This is a genomic window from Actinorugispora endophytica, from assembly GCF_004363075.1.
GTDB lineage: Bacteria > Actinomycetota > Actinomycetes > Streptosporangiales > Streptosporangiaceae > Actinorugispora > Actinorugispora endophytica.
Genome location: NZ_SNYN01000020.1, coordinates 42,898 through 58,500, shown reverse-complemented (window position 1 = coordinate 58,500; position 15,603 = coordinate 42,898). Strand labels below are relative to the sequence as shown.

At 72.5% G+C, this 15,603-nt stretch carries 13 protein-coding genes; 5 read left to right on the top strand and 8 right to left on the bottom strand.

Annotation, left to right across the window (positions count from 1 at the left end):
* The first annotated feature begins 68 nt into the window (after nt 1-68).
* Nucleotides 69-866, top strand: coding sequence for a M48 family metallopeptidase (locus tag EV190_RS18570; RefSeq protein ID WP_133742868.1), 798 nt, complete (start codon nt 69-71; stop codon nt 864-866).
* 566 nt (nt 867-1,432) lie between these two features.
* On the opposite strand, the gene EV190_RS18565 is transcribed toward EV190_RS18570, so the two are convergent.
* Both EV190_RS18565 and EV190_RS18560 read right to left on the bottom strand, forming a co-directional pair.
* Nucleotides 1,433-2,371, bottom strand: coding sequence for a threonine ammonia-lyase (locus EV190_RS18565; RefSeq protein ID WP_133742867.1), 939 nt, complete (start codon nt 2,369-2,371; stop codon nt 1,433-1,435).
* A gap of 50 nt (nt 2,372-2,421) precedes the next feature.
* Nucleotides 2,422-4,572: an elongation factor G-like protein EF-G2 gene (locus EV190_RS18560; protein ID WP_133742866.1), complete on the bottom strand. Its 2,151-nt coding sequence runs from the start codon at nt 4,570-4,572 to the stop codon at nt 2,422-2,424.
* 226 nt (nt 4,573-4,798) lie between these two features.
* Between EV190_RS18560 and EV190_RS18555 the strand changes: the two genes are divergently transcribed.
* Complete coding sequence (locus EV190_RS18555; protein WP_133742865.1) at nt 4,799-5,611, top strand: alpha/beta hydrolase; 813 nt, start codon at nt 4,799-4,801, stop codon at nt 5,609-5,611.
* A gap of 408 nt (nt 5,612-6,019) precedes the next feature.
* Here EV190_RS18555 and EV190_RS18550 read toward each other — a convergent pair whose 3' ends face one another.
* The 4 genes from EV190_RS18550 to EV190_RS18535 form a co-directional block, all read right to left on the bottom strand.
* Nucleotides 6,020-6,997 carry a coiled-coil domain-containing protein gene (locus tag EV190_RS18550; RefSeq protein ID WP_133742864.1) on the bottom strand — a complete coding sequence of 326 codons (978 nt, stop codon included), beginning with the start codon at nt 6,995-6,997 and terminating at the stop codon, nt 6,020-6,022.
* Nucleotides 6,998-7,148: 151 nt separating this feature from the next.
* Nucleotides 7,149-7,706: a peptide deformylase gene (gene def / locus EV190_RS18545; RefSeq protein ID WP_133742863.1), complete on the bottom strand. Its 558-nt coding sequence runs from the start codon at nt 7,704-7,706 to the stop codon at nt 7,149-7,151.
* 183 nt (nt 7,707-7,889) lie between these two features.
* A complete protein-coding gene (locus EV190_RS18540; RefSeq protein WP_133742862.1) occupies nt 7,890-8,699 on the bottom strand; it encodes a nucleotidyltransferase domain-containing protein in 810 nt (269 codons plus the stop codon).
* A 305-nt stretch (nt 8,700-9,004) separates the two neighbouring features.
* The gene (locus EV190_RS18535) at nt 9,005-10,306 is read right to left on the bottom strand and encodes a phosphotransferase (protein WP_166655505.1); all 1,302 of its coding nucleotides are present in this window, start codon (nt 10,304-10,306) and stop codon (nt 9,005-9,007) included.
* Between the two features lie 688 nt (nt 10,307-10,994).
* Here EV190_RS18535 and EV190_RS18530 point away from each other — a divergent pair.
* The 3 genes from EV190_RS18530 to EV190_RS18520 all read left to right on the top strand — a co-directional run bounded on the left by EV190_RS18530 (nt 10,995) and on the right by EV190_RS18520 (nt 13,120).
* Nucleotides 10,995-11,675: a sirohydrochlorin chelatase gene (locus EV190_RS18530; protein WP_133742860.1), complete on the top strand. Its 681-nt coding sequence runs from the start codon at nt 10,995-10,997 to the stop codon at nt 11,673-11,675.
* 172 nt (nt 11,676-11,847) lie between these two features.
* Nucleotides 11,848-12,027 (top strand): hypothetical protein, encoded by a 180-nt coding sequence (locus tag EV190_RS18525; protein WP_133742859.1) that lies wholly within the window; start codon nt 11,848-11,850, stop codon nt 12,025-12,027.
* 172 nt (nt 12,028-12,199) lie between these two features.
* Nucleotides 12,200-13,120 (top strand): aminoglycoside phosphotransferase family protein, encoded by a 921-nt coding sequence (locus tag EV190_RS18520; RefSeq protein WP_133742858.1) that lies wholly within the window; start codon nt 12,200-12,202, stop codon nt 13,118-13,120.
* A gap of 79 nt (nt 13,121-13,199) precedes the next feature.
* Here EV190_RS18520 and EV190_RS18515 read toward each other — a convergent pair whose 3' ends face one another.
* The gene (locus tag EV190_RS18515) at nt 13,200-13,973 is read right to left on the bottom strand and encodes a protein phosphatase 2C domain-containing protein (RefSeq protein ID WP_133742857.1); all 774 of its coding nucleotides are present in this window, start codon (nt 13,971-13,973) and stop codon (nt 13,200-13,202) included.
* Nucleotides 13,974-14,574: 601 nt separating this feature from the next.
* Nucleotides 14,575-15,555, bottom strand: coding sequence for a threonine ammonia-lyase (locus EV190_RS18505; RefSeq protein WP_133742855.1), 981 nt, complete (start codon nt 15,553-15,555; stop codon nt 14,575-14,577).
* Nucleotides 15,556-15,603: the final 48 nt, after the last annotated feature.

The window sequence follows — 15,603 nt, the reverse complement described above, 5'->3', positions numbered from 1 at the left end:
GGGAAACCGGCCACTCCCACACCACCGGATGACGGGCGCCGGAGCCTGCCGCACAACAGAATGGCCGCATGACACTCTGGGGCTGGGGAGACCGCCGCCGAAGGCGGGCGCTGCGACACCCGCAGGAGAACCTCCTGCTGTGGATCTGCGTTGCCGTTACCGGGCTCACCCTGGTCGGCGCCCTCAACAGGGCGATCGCCGGGGAGAGCGGGCAGCCGCTGCTGCTGCTCGGCGTCCCACTCCTGGTCTTCTTCGTCCGCGGCCAGATGTACGCGCGCCAGCGGGTCAACGGCGTGCGCGTCAGCGAACGGCAGTTCCCCGAGGCGTACCGGATGGTGGTCGACGCGGCCCGGGCCCTCGGCCTGCCGGAGACGCCCGACGCCTACGTGGTCCTGGGCAACGGCCAGATCAACGCGTTCGCCTCCGGGCACGGCTTCCGCCGCTACGTGGCGATCAACAGCGACCTGTTCGAGATCGGGGACCGGCTCGCCGACCCCGACGCGCTCCGGTTCGTCATCGCGCACGAGGTGGGGCACATCGCCGCGGGCCACACCTCCTTCTGGCGCCAGGCCGCGGTCTCCATCGCCAACGTCATCCCCGGGATCGGCAGCTCGCTCGGCCGAGCCCAGGAGTACACCGCGGACAACCACGCGTACGAGTTCTGCCCCGAGGGCGCGCGCGGCCTGCGTGTCCTGGCCGCCGGGAAGTACCTGTACGACCAGGTCGACTTCGACGAGATCGCCGCGCGGGCCCAAACCGACCAGGGCTTCTTCGTGATGCTGGTGAACGTGCTGTCCACCCACCCCGTCAACACGTGGCGGTTCGCCGCGATCCGGGACCGCGGCAGACCCGGCCGGGTCTTCTAGGGAGTCTCCGGCGCGGGGGTGTTTCGACGGGCTGGCCGGGTGATCCTCCCGTGTCGAAAAGAGACCTGACGAGGTTGCGTGACTTCGCGTAGCGACGGCCGCGAGCACCACGGGCGGGTGTCCGTGCCGGTCCTCGACCCCAGGACGTGCGGGCGGCTTCCGGCGTGGTGCTCGCACGGCCAGTGCTACACGCGGTCACGCAACCCCGGACCGTCACCCGGGGCAGAGGAGGATCACCCGGCCACCCCACCGAACAACCCCCGCACCGGAAACCCCATAGGGAAGCTCCGGTGCGGGGGTGTTTCGGCGTGCCGGTGCTTCGGGTGGGTCTTTCGGCCTCACGCCGTGCGGATCGCGGGGTCACGGCGGGCGGCGACGGCGGGCGGGGGCCGGGGCCGCGCCCATGCTGTCCGTCGCGTGAGGGTTCCGTTGACGGTCTTGGGCTTTCCGCCCTTCCCGGCCCCGAAACGGGCAGAAAGCCCAAGACCGTCAACAAAACCACCGGTGCCCGAATTCACCCCCGCGCCGGAAACTCCCTAGCGCCCGGTGCCCGTCCGTCCCGCCGCCTACAGCGAACGGACCAGGTCGGCGGTGAAGTTGCTGCCGGTCAGGATGGTGGCGACGCGGGAGCCGGGGATGCCGTGGCCGGCCAGGGCCGCGACGCCGAGGGCGGCGGCCGGTTCCACGATCAGCCCGACGGTGTCGCGCAGCAGCCGCACCGCGTCGAGGACCCGCTCCTCGCCCACCACCACCACGTCGTCCACGACCGCGCCCATCCAGGACACCGCCTCCCGTACCGCCACCCGGACGGCGACGCTGTCGGCGACGGTGCGCGCCCGCTCCGTGGACATCGGGGCGCCCGACCGCCAGCTGTGCGCCATCACCGGCGCGCCGGCCGGGACCACCCCGATCACCCGCGTCTCGGGGGAGCGCGACTTGAGCCACCGGCCGATCCCGGAGACGAGCGCGCCGTTGCCGACCGGGACCACCACCGCGTCCAGGCGCAGCGGGGCGAGTTCCACCCCGATGGTCCCGGCGCCCTCGGCGAGCCGGGGCTCCCGGCCGTCCTCGACGAACACCGAGTCGGGGCGGCCCCGGGAGTAGGCGCGCGCGGCCTCCTTGGCCGCGTCGAAGTCGGCCCCCTCGACGACGACCCGGGCACCCAGTTCGCGCATGCGGGTGACCTTGGCGGGGTCGACGGTCCTGGCGGCGAAGACCCGGACGGACAGCCCCCGGCCGCGCGCCACGTAGGCCAGGCCCTGGCCGAAGTTCCCCGCGGAGGCGCAGACGATGCTCCTGCTCTCCCCGGTGTCGCGGAGCAGGAAGTCGGCGCCCCGGCCCTTGACCGAGCGGATCGGGTTGAGCGTCTCGAGTTTCAGGACCGTCTCCCTGCCCAGGCGCCGCGACAGGGCGTCGTCGCAGAACTGGGGCGTGTCGCGGAAGACGGGGTCGATGAGGCCGGCGGCGTGTTCGATTCGGTCCAAACGGAGGGTGTCGATCGACATGTGCGAATCGTAGTTCGTCCGGTTTCGATCTGTAGTCGGACGCGGCGCGGTCAGGAGCCGCCCTCCGCGTACTCCTTCGCCAGTTGCGGCGGAAGCGGTTCGTGGCGCAGGTACTCCCGGTTGAACGTGCCGGTCCCGTGGGAGAGCGACCGCAGGTCGATGGCGTAGCGGGAGATCTCCAGCTGGGGGACCTCCGCCTTGACCAGGATGCGCCCGCCCGCCACCGGGTCACTGCCCACGACCCGGCCCCGGCGCGCGGACAGGTCGCTCATCACCGCGCCCATGTACTCGTCGGGGACGAGCACCGACACCAGGTCCACCGGCTCCAGCATCGCCACCCGGGTCCGCTCGGCGGCGTCCTTGAGGGCGAGCCTGCCCGCCTTCTGGAAGGCCATGTCGGAGGAGTCCACCGAGTGCGCCTTGCCGTCGTACAGCGTCACCCGGATGTCCACCATCGGGTAGCCGGCGAGCACGCCCTGCTCCATCTGGGCGCGCACCCCCTTCTCCACCGACGGGATGTACTGGCGTGGCACGACCCCGCCGACGATCTCGTCCACGAACTCCAGCCCCGCCCCCGACGGCAGCGGCTCCACCCTGATCCGGCAGACGCCGTACTCGCCGTGCCCGCCGCTCTGCTTGACGTTGCGGCCCAGCCCCTGCGCGGGGACGGCGAAGGTCTCCCGCAGCGGGACGATCACCTCCTCGGTCTCGATGGGCACGCCGTAGCGGTTGGCGAGCCGGTCCAGAGCCAGGTCCAGGTGCGCCTCCCCCATGCACCACAGCACCATCTGGTGGGTCTCGGGGTTGACCTCGACCCGCAGCGTGACGTCCTCCGAGGTCAGTCGGGCGATCGCCTGGGCGAGCCGGTCCTCGTCGGCCTTGTGCGCGGCGCGCAGCGCGGTGGGCAGCAGGGGATCGGGGAAGCTCCACGGCGGCATCCGCAGCGGACGGTCCTTGTCGGAGAGGGTGTCCCCGGTCTCGGCCCTGGTCAGCTTGGCGACCGCGCAGATGTCGCCCGCGACGACCGCCCCCGTCGGCCTGTTCTGCTTGCCGAGCGGGACGGAGAGCGGGCCGATCCGCTCGTCCGCGTCGTGGTCCTCGTGGCCCCGGTCGGCGAGGCCGTGCCCGCACACGTGCACCACCTCGTCGGCGCGCAGCGTCCCGGAGAACACCCGGACCAGGCTCACCCGGCCCACATAGGGGTCGCTGACCGTCTTGACCACCTCGGCCAGCAGTGGGCCTTCGGGGTCGCAGGCAAGGTCCGGCACGGGCCGCCCCGAAACGGTCGTGACCGGCGGAAGCGGTCGCTCGGCGGGACTCGGGCAGGCCAGGGGGAGCTCGGCCAGGAGCTCGGGCACGCCCACCCCGCTCAGCGCCGACATCGCCAGCACCGGGTGGAACCCGCCGCGCGCCACCGCGGCCTCCAGGTCCGTCACGAGCATCGCGCGGTCCAGCTCCTCGCCCGCCATGTAGCGGTCCATGAGCGTCTCGTCCTCGCTCTCCTGGATCACCCCCTCGATCAGGGCGGTGCGCAGCTGCTCGGTCTCGGCGGCCAGGTCCGGGGAGGGATCGGTCTCCACCCGCTCGCCGCCGGAGTAGTCGTAGTAGCGCCGGGAGAGCAGGCCCAGCAGGCCCCGCACCGCGCGGGAGTCCCCCTCGCCCTCGACCACGGGCACGTACGCGGGCATGACGCCGTCGCCGAACGCGGCCCGGCACTGGGCGACGACCTCGGAGAAGTCGGCGCGGTGGTGGTCGATCTTGGTGACGGCGACGGCGCGCGGCATGTCCAGCGCGGCGCACTCCTCCCAGAGCAGCCGGGTGCGCCCGTCGACCCCGTCGACCCCCGAGACCACGAACAGGGCGGCGTCGGCGGCGCGCAGCCCCGCGCGCAGGTCACCCACGAAGTCGGCGTAGCCGGGGGTGTCCAGCAGGTTGACCTTGACATCGCCCACCCACAGCGGGGCGACGGCGAGGTTCACCGAGCGCTGCTGCCGGGCCTCGACGTCGTCGTGGTCGCTGACGGTCGTGCCCTCCTCCACCCGGCCGGCCCGGTTCACCGTCCCCGAGGCCAGCAGCAGCGACTCGACCAGGGTCGTCTTGCCCGAGCCGGAACGGCCGATCAGCACCACGTTGCGGATTCTCTGGGGCTGATCGGCCCTGGGTGCCCTGCCGACGGTCGCAGAGCCGGATTTGTCCGCCATGCTCCAACACTCCCCACGGGATGACGCCATCGCCCCCGCCCCGGTGTGACGCGGGCCACTTCTACCGTCACCCGGGCAACCGGATATGACAAGGGCATTCCGTCGTGGAACACCGAGTCATGAGCTCGGCAGGACCAAGGGCTGACCCCGCGGCCCGCTGGTGGTGCCGGCACGTCCTTCCGTGGACGGGGGGCCACCAGTGCCGGAACGGGCGGGGTCGGGCACGATGGGGGGCGTGTCTGATGTTCTAGGCGACCGCACGCCGCGACCGGAGCCGGTCCGGCGGCTGCTCCGCACCTCCGACGGAATCCAGATCGACTCGGTACTCCTGCGCCGGGCGCTGCCCCGGACCAGCGCCGTGGTGCTGGCCAACGGCTTCACCGGGACGTGGCGCAACCCCGCCACCGCGATGATCGCGGACCGGATGCTCGGGGTGGGCGACGTGATGACCTTCGACTTCCGCGGGCACCACGAGTCAACGGGCGAGTCCACCGTCGGCGACCAGGAGGTGCTCGACCTCCAGGCCGTCGTCGAGCACCTGCGCGGACTCGGGTACACGCGCGTCGCCACCGTGGGCTTCTCCATGGGAGCGGCCGTCGCGATCAGGCACGCGGGGATGTTCGGCGGGGTCGAGGCGGTGGCCGCGGTGAGCGGGCCGAGCCACTGGTTCTACCAGGGGACGACGAGCATGCGGCTGCTCACTTTCGGGGTGGAGCGCCCGATGGGGCGGTTCTTCCTACGGAAGGCCCGCAACGTCAGGGTCGTCTCCCGGGCCTGGGAACCGGTTCCGCCCGACCCCACCGAACTCGCGGGCCGCATCGCCCCGGCCGGGCTGCTCGTGGTGCACGGCGACGCGGACTCGTACTTTCCGGTCGACCACGCCCACCGCATCCACGAGGCCGCGGACGACCCCAAGGAGCTGTGGATCGAACCGGGCATGGGGCACGCCGAACGCGCCATGACCCCCCGGCTGGCCGACCGCATCGCCGAGTGGCTCGCACCCTTCCTGTCCCCCGCGACCCCGCCGCCGACCGGGTAGGGAGCAGCGGGTGGCCGGGGGACCCCCTCGGCCGCCGGTGGCGGTCCGGGTCAGAGAAGGCTCCCGGCCCTTGGGGGAGCCGTCGCGTGCGGCGCCTGCCGGGGGAAGGGCGGGGCCGCGCCCATGATGTCCGTTGCGTGAGGGTTTTGTTGACGGTCTTGGGCTTTCTGCCCGTTTCGGGGCCGGGAAGGGCGGAAAGCCCAAGATCATTCCGGGTGAAGGCGGGACCGGCCCTTGAACCGCCGCCTCACGGACATCCGGCAGGGACGCGCGGACCTCCACAGGGTGGTCCCATCGCGTGCTCCGTCGTGGTGTTCCCGGGCGCGCTCTTTCGCGCACGCGCCATCGAAGCAGAGCGCGGCGCGGGGCGCCAGTGGGAAAACGCCCCGCGCTCCGGTCGGCGCCCGGTCAGTACGACGAGACGTGCACGTGGTCGTAGTGGTTCTGGGTGATGCTGCCGCGGTCCGACATCGGCTTCCAGCCGGCGCCGGGGTTGCGGGAGTCCCAGATCTTCTGCTCCCAGATCACGTACATGATGCCGAGCCGGTCGGCGTTGTTCCTGGCGTACTCGGCCATCTGCGTGCCCAACTGCTGGTTCTCCGCGCTGGGCATCCCGCCGCCCGCGCTCATCATGAAGTCGCAGGCGCGGCCGGAGCCGTGCTCGCCGGAGTCGCCCGGGCGCAGGCAGCCGACGGGGTAGGGGGCGCCGAACTGGCCGATGAGGTCGTCGCGGATCGCGGCCATGCGGGGGGTCACGCCGTCGAAGCCGGGGCCCTGCGCGTCGGCCGGGACCGTGCCGTTGCCGGGGGTCTCGGGGACCTGCTCGGCCTCGTACTTCTCGATCTTGGCGAGGATCTCGTCGCGCTGCTCCTCCAGGTCGTCGACCAGCTCCTGGGCCTCGTCGAGCTTGGAGTCGGCCTCCTCCTGGGCGGCCTCGGCCTCGACCTCCAGGGCCTCGAGGTTGGAGACGCGCGCACCGCTGTTGTGCGACAGCTGGCTGAGCAGGGACGCGTCGTCGAGCATCTGCTCGGGCGAACTGCTCAGCACGATCTCCACCGTGGGGTCCAGGCCGGTGCTCTTGTACTGGCCGGCGGCGAGCTGCGCCACGTCGCCGCGCGCGTTCTCCAGCCGCTCCTGGACGTCCTCGAGGTCCTTCTCGGCCTTCTCGGCCGCGTCCTTGGCGCTGGTGTACTGGACGAGTTCGCCGTCGTACTCCTCCTCCAGCGCGTCGGCCTGCTCGTTCAACTCCTCCAGCGTCACCTCTTCCTCATCGGGGTCCGCGTAGCCGGGGGACTGGAGTGCGAGGACCGCCGCGACGAGCGCGGCGGCGACAACGGTTCCGCGGCGGTGGGCACGCGAAAAAGGGGGTTTGCGAGATCTGATCACTTGACTCTGCTCCGTGGGGAGGGACCTGTGGCCTCAGCGACGGTGGGGGCGGGGGTTCCCAAGGGGCCACACGATGCTTCAGCAGACCATACGAGATCTTCTCGTGATATGCCTAGTCGTCATCGTGATTTGTCACTGGAAAGCCGACATCTCATCGGAGCCCGCCGAAAGCGGAGGGAAGTTTCCGGGGGGTCTCCGAAGCGGCGCCGGCGCCCATGAACCAGTCGGAGCGGCGGATCTCGCGCATGGCGTCCCGGCGCGCGTCGCGGTCCAGGCGGTCCAGGTAGAGGGTGCCGTCGAGGTGATCGGTCTCATGCTGGAGGCAGCGGGCCATCAGCCCGGAGCCCTTGAGGGTGACCGGCTCGTTGCGCAGGTCCACCCCGGCCACGACCGCGTGCATGGCGCGCCTGGTCGGATACCACAGGTCCGGCACGGACAGGCAGCCCTCGTTGCCCTCGTCCTGGGTCTCCTCGGACAGCTCGACGATCTCCGGGTTGATGACGTAGCCGATCTCACCTTCGACGTTGTAGCTGAACGCGCGCAGGCCCACCCCGATCTGGGTGGCGGCGACCCCGGCCCGCCCGGGGGCGTCCACGGTGTCCAACAGGTCCCGCACCAGGGCCTCGGTGTGCCGGTCGAACGTGGTGATCGGTGTCGTCGGCGTGGTCAGTACGGGGGCGCCGAACAGGACGATGGTGCGCTTTGTCATGGTTGAAGGGTAGCCGCGCGGAGCGGGTCCGGCTTCGGTTCCCGCAGAGGGGGAGGGCCTTCCCGTCCTCCGTCTTCCGGGGTCGGGCGGGTTTGGGGGCCGGCGCGTCGTCCGGCACCGTCTCGATCGGTACCGGGCCAGGGGGAGGACCCCCTTCGCCCCCCCGCCCTCCGTCTTCCGGGGTCAGGCGGGTTTGAGGGCCAGCGCGTCGTCCAGCACCATCTCGATGTAGTCGAGGGCCGCGCGGCGCCGGGCCAGCGCGTTCTGGTACAGCGAGGGCCGCGTGGAGTCGCGGCGGATGCGCAGGCACTCGTTGACGATGCGGTCCCAGCGCTCGGGGAAGGCGTGCAGGGCGTAGAAGCCCGCCCCCGACTTGGAGGTGATCTCGCCGGTGCGCAGGGTGAAGTGCAGGCGGCTGACGCTCAGTACGCCCCAGGAGGGGGCCAGCGAACCCAGGGCGGCCAGGCCGCGCGGGGTGATCAGGCTGCCGGCCTTGGCGCGCCAGCGCCGCCAGTGCTCGTCGAGGTTGCCCAGGGACCAGGCCTGCAGGCTCACCCGCTCGTCCCAGACGTCGAGTTCGATCGGCAGCGGGCCGCGGACCGTCACACCGCGTTCGGCCAGGACGTGCCAGGTAGCGGGGTTGACGTCGGGGCCGGCCTTGCGGCGGAAGCGCCCGTTGACCACGGAGACCACCGGGCCGCAGTGCTGCGGGTCGGCGGTGAGGTCGTCCCAGGTGACGTGGATGCCGTTGAACTGCGGCCGGGGGAAGCGGGAGCGCATGCGCGCGTGGACGCGGCGCATCGCGGTGCGCTCGGCCTCGTCGAGGCGGTGGGTGGTCACCACCACGAAGTCCACGTCGCTGGTGTGAGGGCGGAAGTCGCCCAGCGCGACCGAACCGGTCAGGTACAGGCCCTCCACGAGTCCGGGCGCCTCGACGTCGGCGTCGAGCAGGAAAGCCTCGGCAACGGTTCGGGCCTGGGGGTGGACAGCCATCAGTACTACTCCAGTCCGGTTCGTCCGAGAGTGGGCCGCGTGCTCCGCCGACAGGAGAGGAGGTGACCGACGCGGACCGGCCGCGGTGCCACGTCCGGCCGTTCGGCCGGGCGGCTCCGCGCCTTCTCCTCGTCCCAGTTTGGGAGGCAACGCATCCGAAGGCAAGTCGTCAGGCCGAAGGAGCCCCCGGTCACCACCGTGATGGTGGTGCGTGCACCACCATCACGGCGGGGCGGCGGCGGCCTCCCGCGCTTCGCCCCCGCGCTGCCGTGAGGAGACGGGAGCCCGGCGGCTGACGGGGTCGTTCAGCGCCCGGGCGCGCGCCCCCCGGTGTCTTCCGCCAGGGCGACGAGAGCGGCGGCGCGCGTGTCCCAGTCGGGGGCGCCGTGCCGGAACGGGGCCGCGGCCCGGCACAGCAGCGCCGCGGACGTGAACGCGTCCAGCGCGCCGAGGACCCCCGCCGCGTACGCGGCGGGCGCCTCGTCCAGGTAGCCGTCGAGCAGCGGGCCCAGTACGGCGGCGGGACCGTCGCCGCTCCGCCCGGCCGCGTACTCGGCCGCGGCGAAGTCCGCCAGGTCGGCCGCGGGGTGGGCGACGCGCGCCCGGTCCAGGTCGGCCAGGGCCGGGCCGCGCTCGCCGACCAGGACCCGCGCGGCGCGGAACCCGCCGTGGGCCAGGACCCGGGGCCCGGACGGATCCGCCAGCGCGTCCGCGCAGCGCAGCGCCACCGCTTCGGCGCGCCCGGCCAGGCCGGGAACGAGGCCGCCCACCTCCGAGGCGGCGGCGGTCGCCTCGGCTCCGAGGTCGGCGGGGAGGAGCTCCCGGGGTGGCGGCACCGAGTGCAGCCGGGCCAGCAGGCGGCCCGCCTCCGCGAGCGTGGCGTCCCCTGCGGCGGATCCCCGCGCCGGCAGCAGGTCCAGCGGCTCCCCGGGGACCCACCGGGTGGCGACCAGCCCGTACCGGCTGATCCGGACCAGGTCGGGTACCGGGATTCCGGCGGCGGCCGACGCCAGGTAGGCGGACGCGTTCACCTTCCCCGATCGGGCGCGCACGACGGTCACGGGGCGGCCGTCCGCGTCGTCGATCCGGCCGACCCAGCGCCGCCCCGGCCGGTAGGCGAGGGTGCGCGCCGATCCGCCGTCCGGTGCGCCGAACCGGTCCGGCGCGGACGCGAAGTGCCGGACGGCGGTGAGTGCCAGGTCGTCCACGGGCGGTCCCACCACCAGGCAGAGCCCGGGGTCGTGCAGCGGGCCGCGCAGCCGGGGCTCCTCGACGTCGGAGATGTCGACGGCGCGCCCGGCGGGTTCCGGGACCCACCGCCGTGCGTAGCGGACCTCCTCGGCGAGTCCGCCCGGTGCCGCGTCGGCGGCGAGGGCCCGGGCGAAGGCGTGCCGGGTGCCGTCCGGGTAGCGCGCGGTGAACCCGGTGGCGAGTCCGGTCCCCGGCCGGTAGCGCCGGTGCGTCACCTCGACCCCGAGGGGGCGCTCGGCGTCGGCGGGAAGTAGGGAGTCGAGCAGGTCCGAGAGCGCGTCGGGGGTGAGCAGCGTGCCCAATCCGGGGACGCGGGTGTCCCCGCGCGCCAGTTCCTCGTGTGCGGTCGACGGCACGCGGGCCTCCTCTGGTTCGTCGCCTCGCTGTCGATTGTGGCGGGTTCTTCCCCGGACGGGGAGCGCGTCGGGAGGAGTGAACGATTCGGGGAGGACGCGCGGCCACCGGCGGAACGCGGGGCGCCGGGTACGCGGGGGAGTGGCCGGTTCGGCCCCGGAACACGCACGTCCGAGCATTTTCCGTTATCTCGGTAGGTATTCTTTTAATTTTCTACCATTCCGCGCGGCGGGTTTGGGAAAATGTGTTAAATCTTGGTCTCTACTGGGTATTTCAGGGTTCTCCGATGCCGACTGGAAATAGTACGTTCACGCTCGTGTGAATCTCTCTGGAGAGGTTGCTGATTGGCTGCGATCCGGTCCTCGATGTCTTAGGACATCGGTCGATCCGACTCTCGCGAGATGGTGCCGCGAGTGACGGGGGCAACATTGCCGCGATGTGGAAAAAGTAATTCTTTTCGCTTATCCTCTGAAGAGTGTGGCTACCGGTGCTGATCGTCGAGGGTGCCCGCCCCTCGAGGTCGCGCTCGGAGTCAACCGACCTGGTCTTTACCGCCCCTTGGACGGGGCGAACAGCGTCATTAGGCACTGTTGCCGCATGTGTAACACGACTTCATTCGTGTGAAACCCGTGCTCATTACGCTCTCGCGTCGACGGGCGGGGTTACTCGGTGGTTTTGGAGGAAGTGGTTATGGTTCCAACCATGGTTCTCGTAGCGGATGGATCGCGTGACGCGCACCGAAGGGACGCGCTCTGCGGCCTGGCGGAAGCGGTGGTTCAGCGGGGCGAGGCGCCCGTGCGCACGGCCTTCGGTTCGCACGCCGAACTCCAGGCCACGGTGGAGTCGGTCCAGGGGCCGCTCGTGGTGGTCCCGGCCTTTCTCGCGGGCAGCGACACGGCCAGCACCGAACTCCTCTCCGGTCTCGACATCAGCGACCGCTTCGACGCCTGCGCGACGGCACCCCTGGGCGCGGTGCCCTCGATCGTCGCCAAGCTCGCCGCCCAGCTCCGCGCGGCGGGCTGGTGCCCCGGCGACGGCGTCGTCCTCGCCGCCGACGGCGGCCCCGACAACGACGAGCGCCGCCAGGTGACGGATGTGGCGCGCATGCTGAGCCGCCGCGTCCAGTCGCCCGTCCAGGTCGGCTACCTCAACGCCTGGGCCCCGTCGGTCTCCGACGCCGTGACCCGCCTGCGGCGCAACGGCCACGGCCGGGTCGCGGTCGCGACCTGGCAGCTGGTGGAAGGCTCGGACTTCGACCGGCTGCGCGACATCGGCGCCACCACCGTCACCGCGCCGTTCGGCCCGTCCGCGGTCGTCATCGACACCCTGCTGGCCCAGCACCGCGCCGCCACCGCGCGCCTGGCCGCCTGAGTCCGGACGCTTCGGACGGTCGTGGGAGGCCGACCGGGGAGCGGGGCCGCGGACGCGTTCCGCCCGGAGGTGTCCGCGGAGCCCCCGCCCGGGGTCCGGCTCCCCTACCCGGGGCCGGGCTCCCGTAGGGGAGCGCGTCCGGCGGAGGAGGCGGTCGCTATGGTAAGGCGGCATGACCTTTCTCGCGTTGCTCGTCGTCCTCCTCGTCCTGGTGGTCCTCCCGCTGCTCGCGGTCGTCGTCTGGCTCGTCGTCCGGGCCGTCAACGAAGGGCCGCGGCCCCCGCGGGCGCCGGGCCGCCCCCGGGGGCCCGGCCCGTACCCCGGCCCTCCGCGGGGCCCGGGGCGCCGCTGACCAGGCCGGGGGAGCCGGACACGCCGACCCGCCGGAATTGTCCGCTTCCGGCCGCGGAGGCGAGCGTACGTGGCCTGGCCTGTGCCTCATGGGCGACGACCAGGGCAGGAGTGACGACCGCCCACGGGGGAAGCGGGGATACTGGAAGTGCGATGTCCGTAGGGTGGTCCTCATGAGTGACGTCACAGCGCAGTTGGTCGATGACAAACAGCGAAGCCGATTGGTCAGGCGCTTCGGAAGCGGAGCGCTCAACTGGCTGGACGGACTTCCCGAACTCGTCACGGAGCTCGCCGAACGCTGGGCCTTCACGGTGGAGGGGGGCGGGCCGCACGGACAGACCTCGGTGGTGGTGCACTGCAGGCGGACCGACGGAACGGCCGCCGTCCTCAAGGTGAGCCCGGACCCCCCGCTGATCGCGGCCGAGGCGCGCGTGCTGGCCGTGTGGCAGCCGACCCGCAGGGTTCCGGGCGTGTACGAGGTGGACGCCCGGCGCGGCGGGATCCTGATGGAGGCCATCGAACCGGGCCGCACCATCGCCGAGACCGGGACGGTCCCCCCGATGGAGCGGATCAGCGGCCTCATCAACGAACTTCACGAAGTCCAGGTGACCGAGTCGGCGCTGTGGGAACTGCACCCGCTGGACAGCCGGGTCAACTTCATCTTCGACCTGTGGGAGCGGGCGCGCGCGGACGGTCCCGCGGCCGACTTCGTCCCGGCTCCGCTCATGCACCACGGGCACTCCCTGGCGCGCGGCCTGGCCTGCGGGGACGAGAACGTCGTGCCCCTGCACGGTGACCTGCACCCGGGCAACGTCCTGGACGGCGGGGCCGAGCGCGGCCTGGTCGCCATCGACCCGCGCGGCTGCCTGGGCGACGCGGCCGTGGACGCGGTCGACTGGGCGGTGTGGAAGGCCGCCTCGCTGGACGAGGTCAACGACCGGATCGCGGTCCTGGCCCCCGGCATCGGGGTGCCGTCCCAGCGCCTGCTCAGATGGTGCGTCGCCTTCGGTCCCGTCTTCGCCACGGCCCTCGCGAACCGGGGCCGCGCGAACAGCGCCGAGTTCAAGGTCGTGATGGAACTGGCCGGTTGGTGAGGAGCCGCCGGCGGTCCTGACGTCGGCGCCGCCCGGAACGGTCCGGGGACGCCGACGTCAGGACCGGCGACCGCCGCTGTCAGCGGACCGCCGTGGTGAGGCGTCGGGCCTGGTCGGGGGTGAACACCGCGTGTAGGACGGTGGCGTCGTCGTGGATTTTGCCCAACGGGACGCCGTTGCGGACCTCCTCGGCGCGGACCCAGTCGACGAGGGAGTGCGGTCCGCGTTCGCGCAGGTGGCGCCAGACGGACTCCCAGGTATGGCCGTAGTAGTCCACGAGGCGGGTGCAGCCGTCCGACATCAGCGCGAACTCGCTCGCCCGCGCGGTTCCGAGCACCGCCTGGTAGGCGGCTTCGGGGACCGTGCTGGCCACCCAGAAGCCGCCCGGGGTGTTGCGTGACTCGCGCACCAGCTGCCGGCTGTAGGGGCGGCCGCCCGGGAGGCGGTCCACCCGGTCGTCGCTGACCGCGCGCACGGTTCCGTCGTCCTGGGCGAACAGCACCGCCGAGTCGGCCAGCACCAGGTAGTCCAGCCCATGCTCGGAGCGCCGGGCCAGGACCGCGGTCGCCGAGGGGCTGTCGGGGTTGTCCAGGTCGCACCCGCCGCCGTGCGCGTACCGCACCCGCTCGATCGCGACGGCGAGCGCGTCCGGCAACGGCATCGGCGTGCCCAGCGTCACGCGCAGGGCCTCGGCCAACCGGTCCACCAGCCAGCTCACGTCGTGCGCGCACCCGCTGGCCACGCCCGACGGGGCGGTGGCCCCGTCCAGGACGAACGCCCAGTCCGCCCCGGCTCCGATACGGTCCTCGTTGTTGGCTGCGACTCCGCGACGGCTTGCCTGCCTGATTCGCACGTGCCCCTCTTTTCACATCTCGTGGCAGGGGCACCACGGACCGGCGCCCGCTTATGCCGTTGTGTCGGGGATGAGCTTTCCCGGGCCGAGTGCGCCGAGGGGGTTCCGGGATCGGGGACGTCCACGCCCGGAGGGCTGGTCTCGACGGTCGTCCGGACCGGTGGCCGATGCCACCGCGTGATGGTGGGAGACGGCCGCGTGGTACGGCGGCGGGCCCGCCGGACGGGCGCGCGGAACGCGGCGCGGCGTCTTCGCGTCTTCGGGGCCGTGTGGCGCCCGGTGGGTCGAGTCGACGGCCTCCCAGCGGAGGGGAGGAGTGTTCGACCAGGTGGTGGCGGTTTTCAGGGTTTCGGTGAGGATGCCCGCAGACAGTAGCGTGTCACGCGGTCGCGGACCCGGGAATCTGGAACACCGCCGGTCTCCCGGCACGCCGGCGCGGCCCGTCGGACGTCGGGAGGGCCCGCCGCCGGGATCCGCGGAAGTCGTGCGGGGCTCTCGGACCGCCGGGGACCGGAGCGGGCCGTGGAAGACCGCGCGGCGTTCGCGAAGCGACGGCGGCGCGAGCGCGCGGGGCCGGCCCCGCGCCGGACCGGGGTGATTGTCAGGGCCTGTGGACGGGAGCCGCGCCGACCCAGCGGTGATAGGCGTCCACGTCGACGTTGCTGCCGCACACGATGGTGGCTACGTGTCGGCCGGCGAAGCGGTCGCGGTCTTCGAGGATCGCCGCGATGCCGAGCGCGGCCGACGGCTCGACGACGAGGCCGGCGTGGTCGAGGAGCATCCGCATACCGGCGATGATCGACGCCTCCTGGACCAGGACGGCGTCGTCAGCGACCAGGAGGAGATCGTCCAGGACGGCCGGGATGGGACGCCGGCCCGCGACGCCGTCAGCGATGGTGTCGGTCGAGTCGGTGGTGACGACGCGTCGCCGGCGCCACGAGTGTGTCAGCGCCGGCGCGCCCAGTGGCTGGACGCAGACCACCTCGACGCCGGTTGCCAGGGTCTTCATCACATGGCCCACGCCGGTGGCCAGCGCCCCGCCGCCGAGGGCGACCAGGACGGCGTCGAACGACGGCGCGGCGTCCACCAGTTCCAGACCGATGGTCGCCGCGCCCTCGCAGGTCTCGATGTCCAGGCTGTCTTCGAGCAGCCGGATGCCGTCGTACCGAGCGATGGCGGCCGCCCGCTCGCGAGCCGTCTCGTGGTCGCCGTCCACCAGCTCCAACCTGGCGTCCAGCGCGCGGATGCGGTCAAGCTTGACCGCAGTCGCGAAGCGGGACGTCACGACGGTCACGTCGAGCCCCCGGCCGCGACCGGACCAGGCGAGGGCTTGGCCGAGGTTTCCCGCGCTGGCGCACACCACGGCGCGCGGGCCGTGGTCGGCGAGCAGGCTCGCGGCTACCTCGGTGCCGCGGGCCTTGAAGCTGCGGACCGGGTTCGCCGTTTCGAGCTTGATGCTCACCGCGCACCCGAGGCCGGGCTCCAGCGCCTCGCAGCGGTACAGCGGAGTGTCGAGAAAAACCGGGTCGATCACCCGGCGGGCAGCCCTGATCCGAGCGGTGTCGAGGCGCGTCTCCTGCACGGCACAGAAGCGTAGCGCCGTCGGCGACCGGGGACCCGGCCCGGCACG